The organism is Ferdinandcohnia sp. SAFN-114, from assembly GCF_059415045.1.
On record NZ_JBPFDQ010000008.1, the window covers coordinates 20353 to 42453 of the forward strand.

Here is a 22101-nt window from a genome sequence, read left to right on the forward strand (position 1 = left end):
TTTTTTATTTCCTCCAGAGAGTTGTACAGTTTGCCTTGTCCTTTATATTAAATTCAATCATTTTCTCAAGTAGTGTGTAGTCTACCGAACTTTTCCAAGGAATACGTATAATCTCCTTTGTGTAATCATAGCCAGCCTTTACAATGTCATCCTCTACATGAGTAATCGTTACACTTTCAGGAGCCACAGCTAAATGCTTTTTAGAAACGCTAAATCCAATAATATATGTGCCATGATCCGTAAACATTGGTTGATTCCATTTCATTTCTTTCTTTAAATTTGGATATTTATCCGTTATCCACGTTAATACTTCTTCTGTTCTTTCTCTGTGAAAAGGGTCATCAATCCCCGCTAAAAATTCAGCAAAAACGTCCAAGTTATTCCCTCCTAGAATGAAAATGATGGTGTTCAAAAGTTTCGTATTACATTTCCTCTATCACTTTTTTAAGCTCTTCAATCTTATATGCCCAACCATACTTCGCACCGTTGAACGCTTGAACATTCTCATTTTCAAATCCAGTCTGTTCAAGATGTAAGTAGGTGGTTTCCCCTTCTTGTTTTAACGTCCATGTGACAATCGTGTTTACCGGACCACCTACCCATGTATAGGATAATTTATTAGGCTCGTCCACCACCAATACTTCACTATCTACAATTAAACCGATTTCCTCATTTTGAAACTGACATTTGTATCCGACAATTGGTTTAAAATTATTTTTCATTACCCATTGTGCGAGTGTATCGGAATTTGTTAAAGCTGCCCATACCTTTTTGATTGGACTCTTAAATTCAAAATCTAATGATAAATCTGCCATTCTCTATTCCTCCAATATATTCTTAAGTAATATCGCTCTTTCATTCCAAAACTTTTCATAATAGGCTAACCAATCCTTCACTTCCTGTAAGGGAGCCGGATTTAGTCGGTACTTTGTTTCTCTACCTACTTTACGATTAGTAACTAGATCTGCATCTTTAAGGATAGCCAAATGTTTCGATACCGCTGTCCGCCCCATTTGAAAATGAGGAGTTAGTTCGTGAAGAGGTAACTCTTCTGCACCTGCCAACAAACGTATTAATTTTCTTCTTGATGGATCTGCAATCGCTACAAAAACATCATGCTTTTGGTGAGTAGTGTTCAAAATCCTCCCCCCCTTTCAAATATAAACGACACTAATCGGTGTCTTAAATTATATGACACCAATTAGTGTCCAGTCAATATTTTTAAAAGATATCTAGCATTTTCTGCATGTAATCCTTCTAATTATTCTTGTCATTTTAAATTTAAAAAAACATAGCTTTAGAGATTAACTTTAAATCGTGAACATTCTTCGATTTGATAAATAATCATTTTCCTTTTAGTTATATTTGTCACTCCTTAATGTGGTGATTAAGTGATTATCTATATTTAGATAGAGATTTTTAATATCAAAAAAGAATGCCTGACACCACATATTGTGTATCAGTCACTCTTTATATCAGCATTCTATGTCTTTTAGTTTTAGTGATGTCTTGACAAAAACGTAAAATAGAACTGCAAACGATGAACTACTGAAGAGTTCAGGTATATAGGTTTATAAACAAAAAAAGTTATCCTAATCTTTAACTCCTTTAGGATAACTTGTTTGACTCCCATTCTAGCCAATATACATCAACTTCTGATATTCGATTATTGCATTATCAAGTTTCCTGCTCGTCTCAATAGTTTCTTTGTTTTGAAAGCCTTTTTCATTACATATTTCGATAAGCTCATCTTTCAACATAGTAATTTTTTCCTCAATATACTCATTAACAAGTACTTTTAACTCTAGTGAGAGTGAAAGATAAACAGAGTTATCTGGCCCCTTTTGAGAGTATATTTCGCTTAAGGTATTTCTAAGATGAAAGATTTCTATTAAGAGTTCCATATTTTCACTTTGAACATTCTCTTTTGTTTTCATCATACACTCCAATAATATTTTTTATTATGGTTTTGGAATGGGTGATGATCAAAACCAGTAATACTCTAATCTGTGATGAAATATCTTCTAATTCCAAAACCTATAAGATAGTATCACAGTCTAATCTTGGAGGAAATACGAAAGCGAAAAGCAGAAATATTTTAAAAAGTCTATCGGATTAGTAATATAATACTTTTTTAATAGATGAAAACTATATGTTTGTTTAATCACTTGATAATCAAAGATTTTCTCCCTTTTCCTCTTTTAAAATTACAGCACTTAATTTTATTAATATAATAGTCAAGGGAAAAGTAATACAATTTTAAAAACTTAGATAACCTTGATTTATAGTCGCAACAATGGAATTCATACAAAAATGATGTTTTCGCAAACATTGTTGTTTTTATATCGCGAGAAAAGCGTGAGACTTGAGACCCCGCAGGAGCAGCAGAGACGAGAAGGCTCAAGCCACGCCCACGGAATGCGTCCACCCCGAAGCGGAAGTCAACAATCAACTAGGTGATAATTAAATTTTGAACAAATTCTTGTCAGCAGAAGTTATTGTTCAAGTATAGCTTTGATTTTTTTCAAATCTTTCATGTTTGCTCTTCTCATCATTGTTGTCATGAAAAGGGATAATATCTTATTAAAGCCAGATGGTTTACCTTTATTTTGTAAAGTCATTCGAGTATGATTTTCATCGATGGCTTGCCATGTATAGATTGTCTCCATAGGAAATGGGCCATTTGCTGTTTTCATCACAAATTTCTCCCCGGGTATAAATTCTACAATTTCATACACATAGGAAAGCTCCCTACCAAGAAAGTTCGCTTTAAAAGCAATTTGTGAACCAAGTTTGAGCGGTTTGGGTGTCTTCCATTCTATAGACTGTATATTTACATACCATTCTGGAGCATGATCAGGATTCATTGCATATTCTGATACTTGTGAAATGGGGCGATTTATAATGATTTCTGTTAAAACATCTACCATTTTGTCCTCCTAACATTACTTAGCTTCAACGTATTTTTTTAGTAATGTGCCAAGTAGGTATTCCCATCCTTTAGTGTGATCATGTTCCCAATTCTCATGAATGACACCAGAAGCTGTATGGGATAATTGAAGCAAGGTTCCTCCCTCTTTCTCAAGCAGACGATACGTATAAGCACTATTTACCGCACCTTGCATACCGAGATGTCCATGTAATCGAATTTCTTCTGGAGCATTTACATAATACACGTTCCCCCAAATCGCACCTTCGTTTTCACCCCATTTTTCAATAAATTGTCCACCTGGGACAGGATTTAATGTAAAGTGGGAAGTTACACCCTTTGGAGCTAAACGAAATTCCCACCAATCTTCTACATTTTCAGTTAATGCAGTAAATACCTTTTCTCGAGGTGCATTAATAAATAACTCCTGTTCAATACGAAAATCCTTTGAGGTTTCCATTCTTCCATTTCCTCCTTTTTCTTGTACTGCCGTCCGTAAATTTAATAGCGAGTTAGCAGTAGATTCCATGTATTTTTCAACCCAGCGGTTATGCATTTCTTGAAGAGGAACAGTATTAAGAAAGTTCCTTTTATATTTTCCTTCACGTCGTACTACTACCAAATTCCCTTCCTCTAATATCTTTAAATGTTTCATAATGGCATATCTAGTGACTTCAGGAAAGTGGTCATCTAGTTCTCCCGTAGTTTTTGGAGATACCTTTAAAAGATCGAGAATTTTCCTTCGGATCGGATGTCCCAATGCTTTGAATATGGTTGATAGTTCTTCACTCATTACATCGATCCTTTCTTTCTATAAATTTATTTCACATGTGACAAAAAGGTAACATATTAATGTGACCTAATGGTAACATGTCGATCATCCCTGGTCAAGGTTACCTATAAAAAAATAATAGAACAAAGCATAGTTTGTCCTCTTGTTTGAAAATTACATAAATAGTCCGTAGAGACATCAGTTTAAATAACCTATTTTTAAAATAGGCTGTTTTCGTAATCTTTGTTGTTTTTTATATCGTTGACTTCCGCTTCAGGTGGACGCTTTCCGCGGGCGTGGCTTGAGCCTCCTCGTCGCTGCTGCTCCTGCGGGGTCTCAAGTCTCACGCTTTTCCCGCTGGAGTCGCCACCTTACGCTCCAATCATCATGGTTTTCAATGTATTAACAAAATGTAACAATCTTTAAAAAAGATCCTTAAAATAAAACAGATGTCATCAATAACACTATAATGAAACCAATACATACTCCTCCCTAGAAGATATCAGATTTAACAATAAAAACAGGCTGGGACATAACTAGCTTAATTAAAATGGGTTGGAGAAAAAGTTAACTTAAATTTAGCTTTCTCCATTTTTTGTTTTGTTTGCTATTACGATACTTTTCTAAAATATAAAAGCCTGTGAAATTTAACGACAAAATTTCACAGGCTTTTTCATTATAGAAGATTGTTTTATCCCAACCTCTACCTTTATAGAGATAACTTACACTTATTCAAATACAGCTACTAAGCGCCCTTTTACCTCATGATTTTTGAGTTTTTCAATCCCTTTGTCGACTTCTTCAAACGGGATTGTGATAAGAGCTGGACTCATTTTTCCAGTAGCAAAGCAATCATATACACCTTTTAAGTCTTCTACTGATCCACCATTGCTTCCTAATAGCTTAATTTCTTTTGTAATCATTAGGTACGTATTGATAGTAGATTCTAATTTACCCATACCAACAATAACAACTGTTCCTTTTGGTCTTACAGCTTCCAGTGCGTCAGAAGTTGTTTGTCCAAAACCAGCAAAGTCAACAATAACATCACATTCTGCTTCTTTCATATCTAGAATAGTATCGTAGACTTTAGTAGCTCCTAGTTCTTCAGCAAGCTTTCGAGCTTCTGGAGATACATCTGTAGCGTACACTTCGCAACCTTTAATCAATGCCATTTGTAAAGCAAATTGACCAAGACCACCGATTCCGATGATTCCTAATTTTGTACCTTCTTTAGCTTGTCCAATACTGAAAAGAGCACGATAAGCTGTGATCCCTGCATCTGTTGAAGCTGCTCCTTCTACAAAGGAAACGCCTTCAGGAATAATTACGCATTGCTCTGCAGGAACAAGTACTTTTTCTGCATACCCACCGTCATAGTTATACCCAGCAGTTACTTTTGTTTCTCTATTCATTGGGTTAGCCCCAACACGGTCTCCAACTTTAAAACCTTCAACACCTTCACCCACTTCAATAACAACCCCAGCAAACTCATGCCCCATAATAACAGGACCATTTGGGAAAAGCGGCATCCAACCTGGATCTTGTAGTGCTGCAACGTCTGAATGGCATAGACCAGCAGCTTTCACGTCTATCACAACATGACCTGGAATCGCTTTCGGATCTTCTTTTTCAATCAATTCTAGTGGTTTATTTGTTCCTGAAAATAGCCAACCTCTCATACTATCTCCTCCAAATTGTTCAAATCTTATTTTTTGTAATTCCCCTAATAATTCTTGCTACATATATAGTTTACTAGGTTTCTCTTGCTATAAACCATCCTTAATATTTGCTATAATGTTGAGGAAACCAACACTTTCATCAAATCTGTCTAATAGGAGAGGAATATGATGAAATCTAATTCCAACCAAGCGATGCGGACAAAAAATTTCTTAAAAAAGGCATTTATTGAAATGGTACATAAAAAGGGATTTAGTGCTGTTACGGTGAAGGACATCGTTGATCATGCGCAATATAATCGAACAACCTATTATGTGTATTATCAAAACATAGATGATCTTGTCGAAGAGTTAATGGATGAAATGTTTGAAGCCATTCAGTATTACAGCATGTCTAAATACCAAAGCGATAGTCGGGTTAAAGTAGAAGAGCTAACAACAAACTCCTTCGACTTGTTGTATTATATCTACGATCACCGTGATTACTTTACATTATTACTTTTAGAAGATACCTTGCCACACATTCACCAGCAACTGCCTGAAGCAATCTTTAATTTATTGAAAAATAAATTTGATATTCTTTACGATGTGTCTTCTGTTGATGATTACCACCAAAAGCGTTATATGGCATATGGTACGGCGGGGTTAATTACAGACTGGATTGCGCAGGATTTTGATGTGACACCCGGTGAAATGACAGATCGTCTTATACGTATTTTAAATACCTTTGCAAGAGGGTTTGTTATAAAAGAAATCGACACTTAAATAACTTTAGAAATATATATTTCTAATGTTGCGTAAATAGGTAATTATAGTTAAATGTATTCTTAATGAGGACATTATAAAAAAACCATCGCCCGAACAACTAGGGGATGGTTTTTCTACTTTTTTCGATACCGTTTTTAATAATTGGTTCTTTATTTCCGACTTTGTATTAATTCTTCTTTAATTCTTTTAAACTCCTCACTCGTGATTTCACCGTGAACAAATCGAGTTTCTAGAATAGTGATTGGATCTGTAGCACCGTATTGAAAAGATCTTCTTTTACGCATAAATATAACAAAAACTGTAATGATGAGGGCAATAAATAATAATTTAAAGATAATAAAACCAAAAAAATGCATAACTACCTACTCCTTTTATTGTAATTTTTACGATTTCCCCATGGTTTGAATTTTGAAATGACAAATAGAAAAACTAACGTAATAATTTGTAAAACTATACCTGTCCATAAATCGAGATTGGCTAAAGTGGATTGCGTTTCTAGCCCTCCCTCAACCATATTTTCTAAAGCTTCTAGTGTCCAAGAATACATCCCCCAGAGGTTTATTCCAATGAGCAGTACAGTTAAAATTTCCTTTACAATAATCCACCAATATTTGAATAAGCCATAATGGGTGCCCACAGAAAGAATAATTCCGGTTACTGTTGCCCCGATAGTAGAGGCTTTGATTGAAGTATCAGAAAGGATGTTCATAACCTTATAACAGCTTGTTATCAGAAAAGAATCAGATGTTGTTAGGACGGTTATATTTAAAATTACAAATGTAGCCATATTGCCTACCATTATTGCGGAAAACAGGATATGAGGGATTAATATCCATTTTCTAGCTGTTTTTGTTAACTTCAATATGTCACCTCCTTACCTTAGTTTCACTATATCAGGTATAAATAAACAGGCTCTTACACAGATATAAACTTTTTATAAACCATCAATAAACAATGGAGAAAATGCAAAAACCACCACCCATTTGTATTAAATGAGTGGTGGTTAAGTACTTATCCATTAAACCTGTATCCCGATCCCCATACAGTTTGGATATATTGAAAGTTCGTCGGATCCTTTTCAATCTTTTTACGTATCCGTTTTATATGAACGGTAACGGTTGCAGTATCTCCCATTGAATCTAGTCCCCAAATTCCTTCAAATAATTGTTCTTTAGAGAATACTTGATTTGGATGAGACGCCAGAAAAGCAAGTAAATCAAATTCCTTATTGGTCATTTCTATTTCTTGTCCATGTAAGTAAACTTGTCTAGAGAGAAGATGAATATGAAGACCGCGTATCGCTATTTCCCCTTTTGGTTTTTCTTTTTGAATTAGTCAATCATACATTGCAAGATGGGCCCTTACTCTAGCTACTAATTCGGTTGGGCTAAAAGGCTTAACAATATAATCATTCGCACCTAATCCAAAACCACGTACTTTATCATGATCCTCGTATTTTGCAGTGACCATCAAAATCGGAATGTCCTTTTCTTGGCGTATCCTTTTGCAGATTTGGAAACCATCTAGATTGGGGAGCATAAGATCAAGTAGAATAAGGTCATATTGATTACTTAGTGCTAATTCCAAGCCTATTTCACCCTCATTTGCTATTTCAACCTGAAATCCATCTATTTCCAAAAAGTCCTTTTCTATTTCTGCAATACTCTGGTCATCTTCAATAATTAAAATTGATTTACTCATTCCTATCATCCTCTGACTTTTTCAATGTAAAGTGTACTATTAGTCCACCTGTTGGATTGTTTTCTGCCCAAATGGTACCACCATGTGCTTCAATAATTTGTTTTGCTATAGCTAGTCCTAGACCACTACCACCTTGACTTCTAGAAGAATCAACACGGTAGAAACGAGAAAATATAGCTGAAAGCTCCTCTTCAGGCACACCCAGGCCATTGTCACTAATGGTGATAAGTACGTTTTTTTCTTGATTGGTCAGGGAAATATTAATTTGACCAGCGACATTATTCATGTACTTCACACTATTATAGATAATATTTTCCAAAACTCGAATTAATTTATTTCTATCTATAAGAACATATACATTCATGTTTTCATCATTTAATGTCCATTGAATGTGTTTGTCATGTAAATCGTCTTCCATCTCCTCTAAATAATCACTTACAAATTTATGAATGTTAACTGATTCAAAATGAAATGGCTCTCTATTTACATCTAACTTAGAGAATAGAGCGAGTTCCTCAATTAATTGATTCATATACGAAGCCTTTGAATGAATCGTTTCAAGATATTGTTTTTCCTTTTCAGGTGTTTTCGCGATGCCTTTTTCAAGTCCTTCCACATACCCTAAGATCGACGTAATTGGTGTTTTTAAATCATGTGAAATATTGGCGATTAATTCCTTACGATTGGTCTCATACTTTTCCCGCAGTTCAAATGTCTCTTTCAATTGAGCACGCATCGTATCAAATGTTTGAATAAGTTTATTCAGTTCATTTTTACCGTTTGGCTCCATTTCGAAATCAAAATTTCCATTACGAATGTTTTCTGCAGCAGCTGATAATTTTTTTATTGGGCGCAAAATATTTCGTGACATGAAATACGATAATAATAAATTAGTTAGAATCAGCGTGAAAATAAGTGTAAGAAATAGCACTGGGAAAAAAACTCTCGCATTTTTAGCAAAAGAAGATGCTTGATTTAAAAGAAAAATAGAACCTTCCGTACCATCTTTAAAGTAAAAATCATATTGCATAACAGAATAATGTTCTTCATTTATCCATATCCCTTTTGGGTTAAATTTGTTAGAAACAGAACCAAAGGCTGGTAGCTTATTCTTATCCATTTCTTTTGATGTATACAATAGTTCATTACTTTTACGCACAATAAGATTGTCATCTGAGTGATTCAAAAGTGCATTTAAATATTCGGTATCCATTAGTTTCTCTTGATTTAGTGATGCTGTTTTGATTAAACGTTGAAATATCTCAACACTCTCATCTTGTTGATCATAGCCTTGTTGCCCAAAGTTCCAATCTGTATTGCCAACCAACACTACTTTTAACAAGAGCATAATGAGTATAATGATAACAATAGGTGTCAAAATCATTGCAGCATGAGATAACATAAACTGTTTACGAATAGACATAGTAAACTCCTTCTAAATAAGGTACTTAACTCTATAACCTTATTGTAAAAAATAATAAAGAACATATTCTAAACGAAATATAAAATTTTTCTAAACTCATAGTATCTAGGTGTGTATTTATCTATCATTATCATGTCTAGTGACTGTTCCAAAGACAAAAACACCTGGTTTTTTGGGTATCAAATTTTCATTAGATAAGTTGAACTTCAATCATTACCTTCTATCGATTATTCCTCGTAAAAGTAAGACCCCAGGGGTCAAAAAATCCCCGAACTTTTCGTCCGGGGAAAGATCAAACACACTTTAATATTTAGTTAAAAACCACAAAACCTATTGGTACCATGCCAACACCATCAATACAACTCGTTGTTAAATGGCTGTAAATGCTTGTGTATCGTTTAATATATCACGAGGACTCTGCTCTATGTATCAGATTTGCAATCTTCTTTGTAAACACTGACCATAAAGGCTTTGGGAGATCATGACCCATGCCTTCAAATGTAGCAAGTTCAGCACCTGGAATAGCGGCCGCAACGGCACGTCCTCCACTTATATTAATCATTTTATCATTTTCACCGTGGATAACTAGAGTTGGTATCTTTATAGAACGCAGTTGTTCTGTTCTATCACCGGATTTTATTACTGCAACAGCTTGTCGCATCATGCCTAGTGGATCATGATCCCGATCCCAGGCAAGACTTGCGATTTGAGCAGTTAATTTTTCATCTAAAGGGTACTTGGGAGAACCAATAGCTTTACGTGATTGAATTTGCCACTCAATATAGGCTTGACGGTCATCATAAGGTGGCGAACCCAGATTTGCAAACACGGAATAGTCGGGCTGTCCAACTGAATGATCCCCAGTAGTTGACATTATAGAGGTCAATGACCGAACCCTATGAGGATACTCTATAGCTATTGTTTGAGCTATCATTCCACCCATTGATGCACCTACCAAGTGCACACTATCATAACCAAGCGCATCCATGAGACCTATCGTGTCTGCTGCCATGTCAGAAAGAGAATAAGTTACTGTAGAGAAATCACCTGATAGTATCGCTGGAAAATCTGGTACAGGAGCATCTGAAAAGTGAGTTGTAAGTCCAGCATCTCTATTATCGAAACGAATTGGATGCAGATCGTGACCAGCCAGTTCTATGCAAAATCCTTCAGGCCAGTTAATCATTTGTGCACCAGCACCCATAATCAGAAAGACAGGTGATAAAGCAGGATTACCAAAACGCTGATAAACCATTTTTATTTTCGATGGTCCAACATTTTGAACACTTTCTTCACCATGAATTTGAACATTATTTTTATCCATGATTATATCCTCCCTGTACTAGTATTAATAAAACAGTAATCTGCTGTAAGTATATTATACGAGTATGCTTTTAAATAAATAGTCTATAATATATTTTTTTACTGTATTATAATTAAAGTAGCAGAGAGTATTGTTAAATCTAAATGCCGTATTCCAGTTTTTTAAACTCGAGTTTTCCAGGATTTATAACTTTCTGTGGAACTTTTACTCATACAATTATTTAGCAAAGAACACTTCATATCAGGTGTGATGCGTAGTGAGTTTCTTTAATTAAAATAGAAATAGTGTTTTTACAAAAACTCAAAAAGCAGGGCATGACCCCCACTGCGCTAACGTTTTAGTACGACGGGGGGCATGCCCATTAATTCCACAAATAGTTTCACGAATAGGTTATAGACAATAAATCCTATCTTTGTTTGATTGGGCTGTATTATAACTAAGTACCAACACCAAAAATTTAACCTTTTTGTCGACTAAGCAAGCGGTAATACTTCCTGAAGCAACAAAAATAGCTCAGATTTTTTGGATGCTTCTTTTCGCTGCTTGCTTATGCTATCCGCGAAATATTCCTCTGATTCTTCCAGTTCCTGATAATATAACTCTTCTAATTTTCGGATTAATATCCCATAAAAATAGGCAAATGGATTATGAACATTATGTCTCTTTAACTTGACAATCATTTGTTTGAAGGCTTTAATCGAAAGCTCAATCATATCTACACAATCCCCGTCACGATTGTTTTTACTAGCTGCAATGGTTGCCATTTTCCAATACTCCTCGATTATTTTTGCTTCAGGAAAAAATGGTTTTACTGCATTCACAAAGGATACAGGAACTAGATCACTAGTAAATGTGAAATCTAAAGGTACGTCCTTACGTTCTTTTATATTTTGTTTAGTTTTAAAAGGATTACTAGTTTCATTATGGTGGTTCAAGATTTCCTTTTTAGGTGGTTCATGATGGGTTGAAGTCATTTTAGGGTAACGATTAAACACATAAAGATTGCTAGATTGTGAGCCGTTCTTCCGCTCGGTTTCATAAACTGTAAAAATACCTAAAGCCACAGCTTTTTGAATCATCCGTTTAAATGTAGAACGAGATATGCCATTTCCATTGTATTCCTCATTTATGGACTTCAATATCGTACCAATCTTTGCATTGCAAACCCCAGGAATTTTTGCAGAATAACGCACAATCCGTTTTAATCCAACAAGCTGCCCTTTTGAAAAATCATCCTTGTATTGAAGCATCCACTTCTCTATATGTCTATTGAACTCTTGTAAATCACTAAAATTCGAATAATCCTCAAATTTATCAATTGTCCCGGATTTTAAATTCATACGAATGCACCACCCTTTCACCATTGTTATAGAGAGGCGGTGGTCAAAAGAGGGCATCCGTTATGAGAGTTTTTGTGGAAGATTTCTAAAAAAATAAAAGGAACTTCCCCTAAGTATCCGATTCACACACTGAGGTCAGTTCCTTTAATTGTCACCATTACTATACTTCAAGAGTAAATTGCTGATTTTGATCTTCACCCGTATAATATTGTTATGTCACCCGTTAAATTTGATTGGGCATATCTACACTTCGGCATTTGAATACTTCAAACATAATTTAATCTCCTAGTTACTAGTCGTGACTCCACCAAGGCCAATGACCTAACCCCCAGTGCGCTAACACTTTAGTACGCTGGGGGCAGGCCCTTTATTTAAAAGGGATTTAGTGCTGTTACGGTGAAGGACATCGTTGACCATGCGCAATTAATCGGACAACCTATTATGTGTATTATCAAAACATAGATGATCTTGTCGAAGAGTTAATGGAGGAAATGTTTGAAGCCATTCAGTATTACAGCACGTCTAAATACCAAAGCGATAGTCGGGTAAAAGTAGAAGAGTTAACAACAAACTCCTTCGACTTGTTATATTATATTTACGATCACCGTGATTACTTTACATTATTACTTTTAGAAGACACCTTGCCACACATTCACCAGCAGCTACCTGAAGCGATATTTAATTTATTGAAGAATAAATTTGATATTCTATACGATGTGCCTTCTGTTGATGATTACCACCAAAAGCGTTATATGGCATATGGTACGGCGGGGTTAATTACAGACTGGATTGCGCAGGATTTTGATGTGACACCCGGTGAAATGACAGATCGTCTCATACGTATTTTAAATACCTTTGCAAGAGGGTTTGTTATAAAAGAGATTGACAGTTAGGAAACGTCACAGTGACGACCCGAAAATTCTTGTTTCACAAATAGTTCCACGCATAGTTGATCAGCAATAAGCCCAATCCTTGTTTGGATTGGGCTTTAGTTTTGTAAACTAAAATCAGGGTCTACATGACAAGACTTTATTTTTAACTGGCAGATGTTATTTATGGGTACACAGATCTTATGATTTAAGTTATGCACTCGACGTGGCTTGAGTGGTGATCGCAGACATAATTGATGTAGTAGTGTTTACCCAAAATAAATTACGTAATTTGATATACCATACTTGTTATTTATACTGTTCACGTAGTAATTTGAGAGGCCAAATAACAGCATTGGGTTTCCTCAATGCTGTTAAAATAGGATTAGAATCTTACAAAAAAGCTAGGATCTAATCAAGTGCCCCGGTAAATACATTTCTTAGAAGCCAAGAAGTAAGGCAGGAATTCAAAGAATTCTTCCTACCTTTTGTTATATTCTTTATATGTCGCGTTATCAATTCTAATATTCAACCTATTATCAAGATTCTTCCCTTGCATTTCTTCCATAACCATTTCAATCTGAATCTTCATTGAGTCAAAAAGGATAAAAGCTTTCTCTTCATTCTCATTAATACTGGGGATTACGAACCTAATAAAAGCCTTTTCTTTTTCTAGTATATAATCGGATATTCCGGTTAAAGCAACTATAGAATTGATTGTTCCAAAAAAAATCTGGGAAAATACCGCGTTATAAATATCATATCCTAATTTTGCAAACTGCAAATATCCACCTACTTTAAAACCATTGATTTTCCCTTGTTGATTTTCATAAAGTGTAATTTCTAATCCATCCGTTGCTTTAATTCTTCTAAGTCGCTGAATTTCTTTTTGCCCCTTCCGTTGAATTGCTACATATGAATTCTTAATACCTATAATTGTCATCAATAGAAAGTCTATTTCCATTGTTGAGTCCTTCAACATACAACTTAATAACTTCTTATCATCACTTGAAGGTGTAGGTATATCTTCTGGATGTGTATGCCATTCACCTAAGTAAATTCTTTCTCCTTTGGATTTATCCCAAGCATCTTCTATTATTCTTTGAGCCTTTTGAACATTCCTATAAAAGTAATAGCGCCCTGACTTATCTTCCTCTGAAGGCTCCGAAATAGTATCAATTAAAATTAAATCTTTATAGATTTTACCTAAGAGGATTCCTCCTGATTCATGTTGATTCTTTTCTATTTGCTTATAGGATTGAAAAACTTTAACAACTTTTTCTGAAAAGACAACATCAACATGGCTGTCGCAAAATTTATATATCACTTAAATCAACACTTTCTTGGTAATTTTCTAAATTATTTAACCTAACTGAAAAATCGGATGCACCTACCCATTTAGGTGATAATAGTCGATTATTTTTCTTTTGTTCTGTTAAGTTTCCTAACCAAGTAAAAGCCTTGCTACTTATAATGTCTTTATCTAATTGCTGTTGGATAAACATCATGACTTCAATAATAAACTTTTTCAGTTCTAATACTCCATAAGGTACAAACGATGTGTTACACCCAAGTTCTTTTTTTGAATATAGATTTCCATTCTTTAATACTTGATATTTATAAATTCCGTCCTTAAATAGCGTCTTTAATATTGTATGACTATTTGGTTCATTCCATATTGCGTGTCCACCAGCTAAATACGGCTCCACCCAAATGTTTAGTATTGGCTTGTTAATTATATTCTTATTTTGTAATTCATCTAACCTTAACTCTGTAGGCATATTACTGATTGCAACAATGATAAAATCATAGGAATCTAATGAACAGGGATAAGTCTGTAACAATGATAATATATCATCACTATATACATGAATATGACTTGTTGGATAGTGTCTTTTCAGATTATTTTTAACTGCCTCAGTTTTCTTTTGTCCTACTTGATTTGCACCACATAGGTGTCTGTTAATGTTCTCAAAACTTAGAATGTCAGGATCAATCAAGAGTAAATCCTGTATTCCGATATCCATTAGACTTTGCGCAATATGGCTGCCTACTGCTCCACATCCTATTACAGCAACTTTCCTTCCAATGTTACCAATCTTTCCATCCCCACCACGACTTTTTAACCGTGCTGCTCTAACATCTTTTACGGAATACTTTTGTATTTCCATCATAGGGAATTCCTTTATTAACTCTAGCCATCCATTTTGAATGGTGCTCCGAAATCCATTAAGTCCTGTTTGTATTATCTTTCTTCCTTTATAATTAGAAACTACTCTTTTAAAGGGTTTTAGGTGTTCCCAGACACCCCATGTGTATTCATTTTTCAAATGCAATGAAAACAGTATTTTTGTAGGTCTTTTATGTTTTGAAAGGAAATGGAAATAATTCTTTAAATTACTTTTATTACTTTTTAGTAATCGAATAATATCTTTGTTATCTTTAGGGAATGGAAACCCTATAGGCTCAAAAATAGGCATATACAGGACATGGATTATTTCTTCTTCGTTAAAAGAACCGCCTAAATTTTGTATCCACTTGATTGCTTCACTTTTTTGGTCAGAGAATATTCCCTTTTCCAACCAATTCCCATACTTAAATGGGACTAAAAAGACTTCTTTGGGAATATCAGAGGGTTCTACAATAGATATGTAGACCCCCTTACTTTCTTCCATCCAATAGGTTTCAAATTCATCAGTGTAATCATCTAAGTTTTGTTTCAAAATACCTTTTAACAGTATTTCTCTAGATTTTTCAATAGTTGCGTCTAAGACACCAAGTGGATTGTCAGGGTTTGGACTTGCAATTACATCATCGAAAACACAAAGTGTCTTAAAAATATCTAAGTGAGGCAAAGGATTTAACTTTTGAAAGCTTTGGTCGTCTAATTTAACTTTGGGAAACGAATCAGGAAAATTAAATGGAAGACTCATCAAAAGATTAATAAGGTATCCCTCAACTAATATTGATATTTTTATAGTGACAGGATACCTAATGGGATTTTCTGTTTCAACTAAAATTGCTCCATAAGTTTGTTCCAGATAATCCACTGATTCGGTTCTAATTTTAGAATAAATTTCTTTTAAATTAAGAGGAGCGTCCATGGTTACCTAAAATTGCAGGTGTCGATGTTTGTAAAGCATATCCTTTGTTCACTCTTTCTTCTTCTGGTGGATTAGACTTAGGAAATCTATCTCCAAATATTTTAATCCAGATATCGGCGGCATCACTTAATTTATCTTTTTCAAGCGCCTTTTGTCCATTTGAAATAAGTGTTGACAATTTACTTAAAAAGTTGGTTTTTGCGGTATCTGACCAGTCATCTAACAAATCCTCCTCTGGGAAAACAGGTCGATTAAGACTGAAGGAATCGCTTAGGTTATCATAAATTTCTTTCGCAATTGCAATAAGTGCAGAATCATCGTCTTCTTCATAACCTTCAACAAAATAATTTGCTGCAAGTATTGTAAATACCATTCCACTCGGAAATTTGTCGTCGCCTTTTTTATAATCTTTCCAGGCTTTAAAGTACCGTACAATTCGTTTTAGTTGATCACCTTTACTAGTTACTTCCGTATTAAACCAATTTGTTAATGCTTTGGGATCACTATCAATCCATCCCTTGGTTTTATGAGCCAATTTAGGATGATCCGCATTATCTCCTTTAATATAAATCGGAAAATCAATATGGTAATCGTCTTTATAAATAACACGTACACAAGTATTTTTATTAACAGGTGTTGTACTTGTATGTCCATCAACGGCTTTTAATATCCAATTATGTACAGTACTTGCTGCTGGCCATTCTTCTTCTTCTTTGCTAGACAAATGAACTAAATAAACTCCGTCATCAATATCATATTCGCCTTCTATTGGTTCAATTGTAGTGTTCATCATATAGGAACCTTGTCCCCAAAACTTAGGTTTAGTGACCTTTAAATTATTTTCAAAATGATTTTGAATCTTAACTCTAAGTGCATTTCTTGATTTTCGCAAAGACTTCTTCTTTTCTGGTTTTAATTTAATTTTCCTATCAAATTCAATAAACAAGTCATTACATTGTGCCAACAGGCTCACCCCTTAACGTGATATTTTCAAACTCATTCTCAAAAAAGCCTTTTAAAAGAGGCTCATTAATCCACTTTTCGCTTGCTTCGTGACCTTTTTCAATTAATATTTTTATAGATTCTGGAGAGGCATTATCCAAGTCAATCAACTTGCTTTCTATTTCAGTAAGATCCTCACTCTCAATTCTTAGATAATCACCCTTAAGGGACTTGTTTAAGTATTCAATATGATAGTGAGTTGAAATTGATTGTAAATCCATCATTAAAGAAATTAAGTTTGCATTCCATAAAATAAATGATCGTCTATATATATTAAGTGGTTTTTGAAACGAAAAATTCCGATGAAGCGTTGAAACAGATAATAGACTAAATTTTTTATACTTATTGTTTTCCTTGCCAATAAAATAACGGTACGCTTCTTGTATGCCATGTAGTGACGGATTATTTGCATATAATCCCCCATCCGCAAACTGGTCATTACAATCCCCCATCGTTGGGATTTCTTGAATAGGGAAATATGTAGGTGCTGCAGCAGTTGCTAATGCAACGTCAACTAATAAATGATTGCTATCCCTTCCCAATTCATGATTATGATCAGTTTTTATTATACATGGAGTGCCTTTAGTTATATTCGAGGTAGGAATTAATACATTTGTTATACAATCTTTTATTCTCATATCGCCAAATACGTTAATAAGGGAATTTTTCAAATTTTTATCACTATATTTTGAAGTAAGAAAAATTTGCTTAACTTTGTGAAACTTTCGATTATATTTATTCATAAATGGAAAGATAAGTGGACCATTTTTTTCATATAGGTCAACAATATCTTTAGCTGGAATACCTGCAGATAGTGCTAACGCAATAATTCCACCAGTAGATGTTCCACAAATCAAATCAAAGTAATTACTTAATTTTCCATACTTATCCTCGAAATCTGCCAAAATAACTGCAGAATATAATCCTTTTATTCCACCTCCGTCGATAGATAAAATTTTAAATGATTCATTTTCACTCATGTTCTGCCTAGCCCTCCCATTCAATTATTGAATTTAGGTACGTTTTCAAAAGATTTTTTGCTATTAATACTTTCTATTTCGAAATAGTTGTAATATTTTGTAATACCATTGTACCATAAGTTTGACAAAAATCTACAAAAAACAAGAACATACTTTCTCTTTTTTTAGATATATATTACTAGATAAAATATTAAATCTAGAAGAAATAAAACCTATGAAATAAAGTATTTAAGACCCATATTGTAAATTTCTTTATTATTACAAAAAATTTAAAACATGCCCCTTTAACAGTCTGTCTCAACAATAAAGAATTCAATTACAATATGGTCAATCCGAGAATTGCTAGATTCCAAGAACGTGTAGTTCAATTTCTAAAGGGTTGAAATTAGCCTAAAATAATATACAAATTGTTATATAAAATTAAACGAAATGCAAATTGTCGGACAAAAAGTCTAAATACAAAAACTAATATTAAATAGAAGAAAAATACCAAAACTCCGTTCAAAATTCTGAAGCAACATAGGGCTGATAAACATCTATTTCAGCTCATATCTATTCTATTATTATTTTGTTTGTAAATAATTAGGAGGTATTTAGGAATAAACAAAGCAAAAAAGCGCATGGATAAGCCCCTGCGCTTTAATGTTACTTATTTTGTTGTGTTTCCTGAGTTACTATTAAGTTTTCCCAGTTCTATCTTTAGGTCTTTAATCTCTTTTTTCAAATCCTTTTTCTCTTTCTTTAGGTTATCATTCTCTTCAGTCAAACTATTAATTTTCAATCGCTTCCAGTTTTTTTTCTTTTCATCCATTCGTTTCTCAATCAAGTAACTGAGATATGGAGTAGAAAAGATAAATGTTGCTGTAATAAGTGTATAAATATCACTCATCGTATTTTGGAAGTAAACAAACCCTCCATATACTTTGTCTAAAATTGCGCTAGTACCGATTAATAGCAGGATAATAAAGAGAAACCAACCAAAAGATAATGATTTAGCTTCTTTATGGAATGACTTAACGATTAAACCGATAAGACCAACTGCAGTTGATGAAATAGTTATAATTTTTGTCCATTCTTTCATAGTAGGATTTAGAATTTCTTCGTTTCCAAATAAGAAAACCAAAATAATTAAAGATAAGAACCAAATAATTAAAAATCCTGTAATAACTTTTGTGGCGGGCTTTTCTTTTTTCCACGATTTAAACATTGCTGTGAAAAATATCCCTAACACCAAAGCAGCAATCCCCACAATGAAACCAATTTTAAGACCTAAGACGAAAAAATAATCCATACACAACCCCTCCTATTTTCTTCTGCATCTAGCAGATTGAGCACATAAAGATTTTACTAAATTTTCTTTGAGTAGAGTGAAAAATGTATCATATTTCCCAAAATTTATTCCCCAATCAAAAAAAGAGCCCAAAATAAAGGCTCTTCTCACATACTTCATAAGGTTTTAAAAAAAGAGTAAACTTACTCATTATCTTCAGATACTATTGGTTTGAAATTTGTTAAGAGTAAAAATAAATAAACAATTAATACATTGATATATTTATTACATTCTTCAAATGAAATTAATCCATGGCAATTCTATTTCTTAAATTGAGGCCACTTTGATTAACAATTATCATATAGATATATTGATGTAAATTTTTACCTAAAGCATTTTTAACATCTTCTCTGTTCAGAAATTCATTGAATGTTTCTTCTTGTTGATTGTTACCTTTCTTAATTGAGTTCTTGCAAATCCGATTGATGAAAACATTCTTCTCATAGTTGACTCAAAATTTGGTACTAAAATATGAATTGACTTACATAGTCCTCTTCCAAAAATCTCCCTAGTCCTAGCTCAATAAACCTTTTATTCTTTTCATGTAACAAAGGCCAAGATAGTATTCTTTCAAATAATACTTCAAGGTTTAGTTCTCTTTCAGTAACCAATTTATCTAAAATAGGTACAAGCAGTAATGCCAGATCAAATTAGGAGTAGGGCCTGAACCCTAGTGTGCTAACTCTTTAGTACGATGAGGGGCTGCCCTTTAATTGTTCTTCTATTTGTGATCTCTGCAGCAGGATCAATTACAAGCCCCACTCCAGTAATTGTAAATCTATATATCTTTACTCTAATATCACTGACTAATAATAGTAGCTTTTACCTAACTATTAAAACAAATATAGTAAATCTCCACTTTAATATTATTCATTGTGCGGACTAATAGTTTTTGAATTGTGATTTACCATCCACTCCCCACTTACATTACATTGCTGTATTCTATCATTGATATCATATATAACTTTTGATGTCCTTCCCCACTTCAGTGTCATCTCTTCTTGATAGTAACCATTTGATAATGGAGTAACAGTTTTATTAATGATGTCTGACTTATTAACAACTAACTTATATTCCGATACGGGATAAGGGAACTTGTTGTTCTTAGCACTCCCTTTACTAATGTCTATTTCATGGTATGACCATCTACCATCTTTATCCTTGAAATCCACACTAATAATATCATCCTTTATCATGAAAATTTGCTCTACACCGTTTGGGTATTTTTGATGATACTTTTTCCCTTCTATAAATGGTATTTCATTTCCAGTAGCCAAATCAGTTAGTTGCCAATTACCTTTTTTTACAGTAGGAGTGGTTGTGGACTGTCCAGTTACTATTTCTAAAATCTCCTTTATATTTTCATTTGCTACTTTTGACTCCTCGATATGCTTTTTTTCTTCTTTTAATTTATCTAAAATAAAATCTTCTTTCATAATTTTTTCTAAGTTACTCACAAAATAATGTAAATGTTCTTCTGAAACATCTGGTTCATTATCAAACCCTCTTCGATCTAACTCTTTCAGCACATCTATTTTTTTTCCGAAATACACCGATTGAACTATTAATCTAATATTAGACTCACGTGCTAAAAAGCTACTATGTGGTTTCCTATAGATTTCACCGTATTGCTTAAAGAAGTCTTTAGTCGCCATTTCCAAAGACTCATAAATTCGATTATTTAGATCATCATCCTTGTCACCAAATAACGTAGTAACCATTCCTTGAATTATAGCAAAAATTGTATTTCCAAATATACCCATCAATATCCCCTCAAGCATTCCTTTAGCCTCCAACAATTCAAATAGTATAATATTTCTACACGTCGAGTCATCATAACAACCTCGTTACCAAATCATGCATATCATCCGGTCTTGATTGATTTGTTTTACTCTTTCTTATTCCTCCCTATAAGCAATCTAAAGTATGTTAAAAAGGCAGCTCCATAGTATATGAACTGCCTTCTGTTTTCTATCCTGTTGTGTTCATCACTAAGTAGTTCATTTTTATAAGTCCTTTACCACTTCTTCATCTAAAATTGCTTTCCTCTTCTCCCAATCGGATATCAAAGTAAAGACCATGTTATAAAAATTCTCACTAATGATTATACCTGAATTGAATCAGTTCATGGAGCACCATATAATAGATACAGTATTTAATTTCACTACTTTATTAACTCTATCCGATAGTTCCATTTGTATCTGCCTTTTAATTATTCGATAAAATCACAGCATTTTATACTATTAACGAAAAGATAACTGTTATTCTTAATGTTCTAATTTTGCTATTTCTTTTATCTTTTCTATTGTTGGATCGATACAATTTTCATTATGTTCGTTACATTGTGTTTCCATTTGCTTAATAAAGTTTTTGTAATTCTCATATTCAGATGAAAGTTGTTCTTCCTTGTCTTTTTCAAAAGTAAACTCATCTAAATTAACTCTGATTTTTTCTAAAACCTCTAAATTTTTATAATATGCAATAATGTTTTGTAAATCATGAGTATCTAAATCTGAACGTAAATTTATCAACAACTCTCCATAATTATTTATATAATTAGCGATTGTAGTATGTGTATAAATAATATCAGATGATGATATGTTTGAGATGTTTTCATTTGTTGAATGGATTGTATCACTTGCCATTTTTAAATCATAGTACAAGAGCATTGCACTTTGCTCAGCTTCTCTCCTATCTGATTTTAAATTTAGTATCTCGTTAGATATACCTCCTATAACTGCACCTATAATTGTACTTATAATAAAAAAAATAATCTGTTTTTTGAAAGTTAATCCGTGTGAACTATCTTCCATATTTCCTCCTCTAAATCGAATTGAAGTTATGTCTGATGGGAAACCAATCATCCACTTTACTTTTACG

General features: G+C 33.5%; 21 protein-coding genes and 1 pseudogene. 2 read left to right on the plus strand and 20 right to left on the minus strand.

The window, feature by feature from the left end; genetic code table 11:
- Positions 1 to 4: 4 nt before the first annotated feature.
- The 7 genes from ACR65M_RS04060 to ACR65M_RS04090 form a co-directional block, all read right to left on the minus strand.
- The gene (locus tag ACR65M_RS04060) at positions 5 to 376 is read right to left on the minus strand and encodes an iron chaperone (RefSeq protein WP_121447002.1); all 372 of its coding nucleotides are present in this window, start codon (positions 374 to 376) and stop codon (positions 5 to 7) included.
- Positions 377 to 422: 46 nt separating this feature from the next.
- Positions 423 to 815, minus strand: coding sequence for an SRPBCC family protein (locus tag ACR65M_RS04065; protein WP_440272607.1), 393 nt, complete (start codon positions 813 to 815; stop codon positions 423 to 425).
- 3 nt (positions 816 to 818) lie between these two features.
- Positions 819 to 1139, minus strand: coding sequence for an ArsR/SmtB family transcription factor (locus tag ACR65M_RS04070; RefSeq protein WP_440272608.1), 321 nt, complete (start codon positions 1137 to 1139; stop codon positions 819 to 821).
- Positions 1140 to 1634: 495 nt separating this feature from the next.
- The gene (locus tag ACR65M_RS04075) at positions 1635 to 1937 is read right to left on the minus strand and encodes a Spo0E family sporulation regulatory protein-aspartic acid phosphatase (RefSeq protein WP_440272609.1); all 303 of its coding nucleotides are present in this window, start codon (positions 1935 to 1937) and stop codon (positions 1635 to 1637) included.
- 558 nt (positions 1938 to 2495) lie between these two features.
- Positions 2496 to 2930: an SRPBCC family protein gene (locus tag ACR65M_RS04080; protein ID WP_440272610.1), complete on the minus strand. Its 435-nt coding sequence runs from the start codon at positions 2928 to 2930 to the stop codon at positions 2496 to 2498.
- Between the two features lie 15 nt (positions 2931 to 2945).
- Positions 2946 to 3722 (minus strand): SRPBCC domain-containing protein, encoded by a 777-nt coding sequence (locus tag ACR65M_RS04085; RefSeq protein ID WP_440272611.1) that lies wholly within the window; start codon positions 3720 to 3722, stop codon positions 2946 to 2948.
- 707 nt (positions 3723 to 4429) lie between these two features.
- Positions 4430 to 5383, minus strand: coding sequence for a zinc-binding dehydrogenase (locus ACR65M_RS04090; protein WP_440272612.1), 954 nt, complete (start codon positions 5381 to 5383; stop codon positions 4430 to 4432).
- Positions 5384 to 5551: 168 nt separating this feature from the next.
- Here ACR65M_RS04090 and ACR65M_RS04095 point away from each other — a divergent pair, with 168 nt between their 5' ends.
- Positions 5552 to 6145: a TetR/AcrR family transcriptional regulator gene (locus ACR65M_RS04095; protein WP_440272613.1), complete on the plus strand. Its 594-nt coding sequence runs from the start codon at positions 5552 to 5554 to the stop codon at positions 6143 to 6145.
- A 152-nt stretch (positions 6146 to 6297) separates the two neighbouring features.
- Here ACR65M_RS04095 and ACR65M_RS04100 read toward each other — a convergent pair whose 3' ends face one another.
- The 6 genes and pseudogenes from ACR65M_RS04100 to ACR65M_RS04125 all read right to left on the minus strand — a co-directional run bounded on the left by ACR65M_RS04100 (position 6298) and on the right by ACR65M_RS04125 (position 11936).
- Positions 6298 to 6504, minus strand: a complete 207-nt coding sequence (locus tag ACR65M_RS04100) for an SHOCT domain-containing protein (protein WP_440272614.1) — start codon at positions 6502 to 6504, stop codon at positions 6298 to 6300.
- Between the two features lie 2 nt (positions 6505 to 6506).
- The gene (locus tag ACR65M_RS04105) at positions 6507 to 7010 is read right to left on the minus strand and encodes a hypothetical protein (protein WP_440272615.1); all 504 of its coding nucleotides are present in this window, start codon (positions 7008 to 7010) and stop codon (positions 6507 to 6509) included.
- A 149-nt stretch (positions 7011 to 7159) separates the two neighbouring features.
- Positions 7160 to 7849: pseudogene (locus ACR65M_RS04110) on the minus strand (response regulator transcription factor).
- On the minus strand, positions 7842 to 9272 hold the full coding sequence (locus ACR65M_RS04115) for a sensor histidine kinase (protein ID WP_440272616.1): 1431 nt from the start codon (positions 9270 to 9272) through the stop codon (positions 7842 to 7844). The pseudogene ACR65M_RS04110 and the gene ACR65M_RS04115 overlap by 8 nt, the downstream one beginning before the upstream one ends.
- A gap of 406 nt (positions 9273 to 9678) precedes the next feature.
- Entirely contained in the window at positions 9679 to 10596 is a 918-nt protein-coding gene (locus ACR65M_RS04120) for an alpha/beta fold hydrolase (RefSeq protein WP_440272617.1), read from the minus strand.
- A 473-nt stretch (positions 10597 to 11069) separates the two neighbouring features.
- Positions 11070 to 11936 carry a hypothetical protein gene (locus ACR65M_RS04125; RefSeq protein WP_440272618.1) on the minus strand — a complete coding sequence of 289 codons (867 nt, stop codon included), beginning with the start codon at positions 11934 to 11936 and terminating at the stop codon, positions 11070 to 11072.
- 443 nt (positions 11937 to 12379) lie between these two features.
- Here ACR65M_RS04125 and ACR65M_RS04130 point away from each other — a divergent pair, with 443 nt between their 5' ends.
- A complete protein-coding gene (locus tag ACR65M_RS04130; RefSeq protein WP_440272619.1) occupies positions 12380 to 12829 on the plus strand; it encodes a TetR-like C-terminal domain-containing protein in 450 nt (149 codons plus the stop codon).
- Between the two features lie 457 nt (positions 12830 to 13286).
- Here the strand turns inward: ACR65M_RS04130 and ACR65M_RS04135 are convergent, their stop codons facing one another.
- The 7 genes from ACR65M_RS04135 to ACR65M_RS04165 form a co-directional block, all read right to left on the minus strand.
- A complete protein-coding gene (locus ACR65M_RS04135) occupies positions 13287 to 14132 on the minus strand; it encodes a ribosomal-processing cysteine protease Prp (RefSeq protein ID WP_440272620.1) in 846 nt (281 codons plus the stop codon).
- The gene (locus ACR65M_RS04140) at positions 14122 to 15855 is read right to left on the minus strand and encodes a ThiF family adenylyltransferase (RefSeq protein WP_440272621.1); all 1734 of its coding nucleotides are present in this window, start codon (positions 15853 to 15855) and stop codon (positions 14122 to 14124) included. Before ACR65M_RS04140 ends, ACR65M_RS04135 begins: the two co-directional genes overlap by 11 nt.
- A 37-nt stretch (positions 15856 to 15892) precedes the next feature.
- Positions 15893 to 16873, minus strand: a complete 981-nt coding sequence (locus tag ACR65M_RS04145) for a cyclic GMP-AMP synthase DncV-like nucleotidyltransferase (RefSeq protein WP_440272622.1) — start codon at positions 16871 to 16873, stop codon at positions 15893 to 15895.
- Positions 16860 to 17891 carry a CBASS cGAMP-activated phospholipase gene (locus tag ACR65M_RS04150; protein WP_440272623.1) on the minus strand — a complete coding sequence of 344 codons (1032 nt, stop codon included), beginning with the start codon at positions 17889 to 17891 and terminating at the stop codon, positions 16860 to 16862. The genes ACR65M_RS04145 and ACR65M_RS04150 overlap by 14 nt, the downstream gene beginning before the upstream one ends.
- A gap of 649 nt (positions 17892 to 18540) precedes the next feature.
- The gene (locus ACR65M_RS04155; RefSeq protein WP_440272624.1) at positions 18541 to 19182 is read right to left on the minus strand and encodes a hypothetical protein; all 642 of its coding nucleotides are present in this window, start codon (positions 19180 to 19182) and stop codon (positions 18541 to 18543) included.
- 905 nt (positions 19183 to 20087) lie between these two features.
- Complete coding sequence (locus tag ACR65M_RS04160; protein ID WP_440272625.1) at positions 20088 to 21002, minus strand: hypothetical protein; 915 nt, start codon at positions 21000 to 21002, stop codon at positions 20088 to 20090.
- 486 nt (positions 21003 to 21488) lie between these two features.
- Positions 21489 to 22034, minus strand: a complete 546-nt coding sequence (locus ACR65M_RS04165) for a hypothetical protein (protein WP_440272626.1) — start codon at positions 22032 to 22034, stop codon at positions 21489 to 21491.
- Positions 22035 to 22101 lie beyond the last annotated feature (67 nt).

Bases quoted from the DNA above. Each gene is read 5' to 3' on its own strand.
- ACR65M_RS04125 (WP_440272618.1), bottom strand. From the start codon at position 11,936: ATGAATTTAAAATCCGGGACAATTGATAAATTTGAGGATTATTCGAAT.
- ACR65M_RS04065 (WP_440272607.1), bottom strand. From the start codon at position 815: ATGGCAGATTTATCATTAGATTTTGAATTTAAGAGTCCAATCAAAAAG.
- ACR65M_RS04115 (WP_440272616.1), bottom strand. From the start codon at position 9,272: ATGTCTATTCGTAAACAGTTTATGTTATCTCATGCTGCAATGATTTTG.
- ACR65M_RS04090 (WP_440272612.1), bottom strand. From the start codon at position 5,383: ATGAGAGGTTGGCTATTTTCAGGAACAAATAAACCACTAGAATTGATT.
- ACR65M_RS04150 (WP_440272623.1), bottom strand. From the start codon at position 17,891: ATGAGTGAAAATGAATCATTTAAAATTTTATCTATCGACGGAGGTGGA.
- ACR65M_RS04095 (WP_440272613.1), top strand. From the start codon at position 5,552: ATGAAATCTAATTCCAACCAAGCGATGCGGACAAAAAATTTCTTAAAA.
- ACR65M_RS04075 (WP_440272609.1), bottom strand. From the start codon at position 1,937: ATGAAAACAAAAGAGAATGTTCAAAGTGAAAATATGGAACTCTTAATA.
- ACR65M_RS04155 (WP_440272624.1), bottom strand. From the start codon at position 19,182: ATGGATTATTTTTTCGTCTTAGGTCTTAAAATTGGTTTCATTGTGGGG.
- ACR65M_RS04085 (WP_440272611.1), bottom strand. From the start codon at position 3,722: ATGAGTGAAGAACTATCAACCATATTCAAAGCATTGGGACATCCGATC.
- ACR65M_RS04165 (WP_440272626.1), bottom strand. From the start codon at position 22,034: ATGGAAGATAGTTCACACGGATTAACTTTCAAAAAACAGATTATTTTT.
- ACR65M_RS04160 (WP_440272625.1), bottom strand. From the start codon at position 21,002: ATGCTTGAGGGGATATTGATGGGTATATTTGGAAATACAATTTTTGCT.
- ACR65M_RS04100 (WP_440272614.1), bottom strand. From the start codon at position 6,504: ATGCATTTTTTTGGTTTTATTATCTTTAAATTATTATTTATTGCCCTC.
- ACR65M_RS04120 (WP_440272617.1), bottom strand. From the start codon at position 10,596: ATGGATAAAAATAATGTTCAAATTCATGGTGAAGAAAGTGTTCAAAAT.
- ACR65M_RS04080 (WP_440272610.1), bottom strand. From the start codon at position 2,930: ATGGTAGATGTTTTAACAGAAATCATTATAAATCGCCCCATTTCACAA.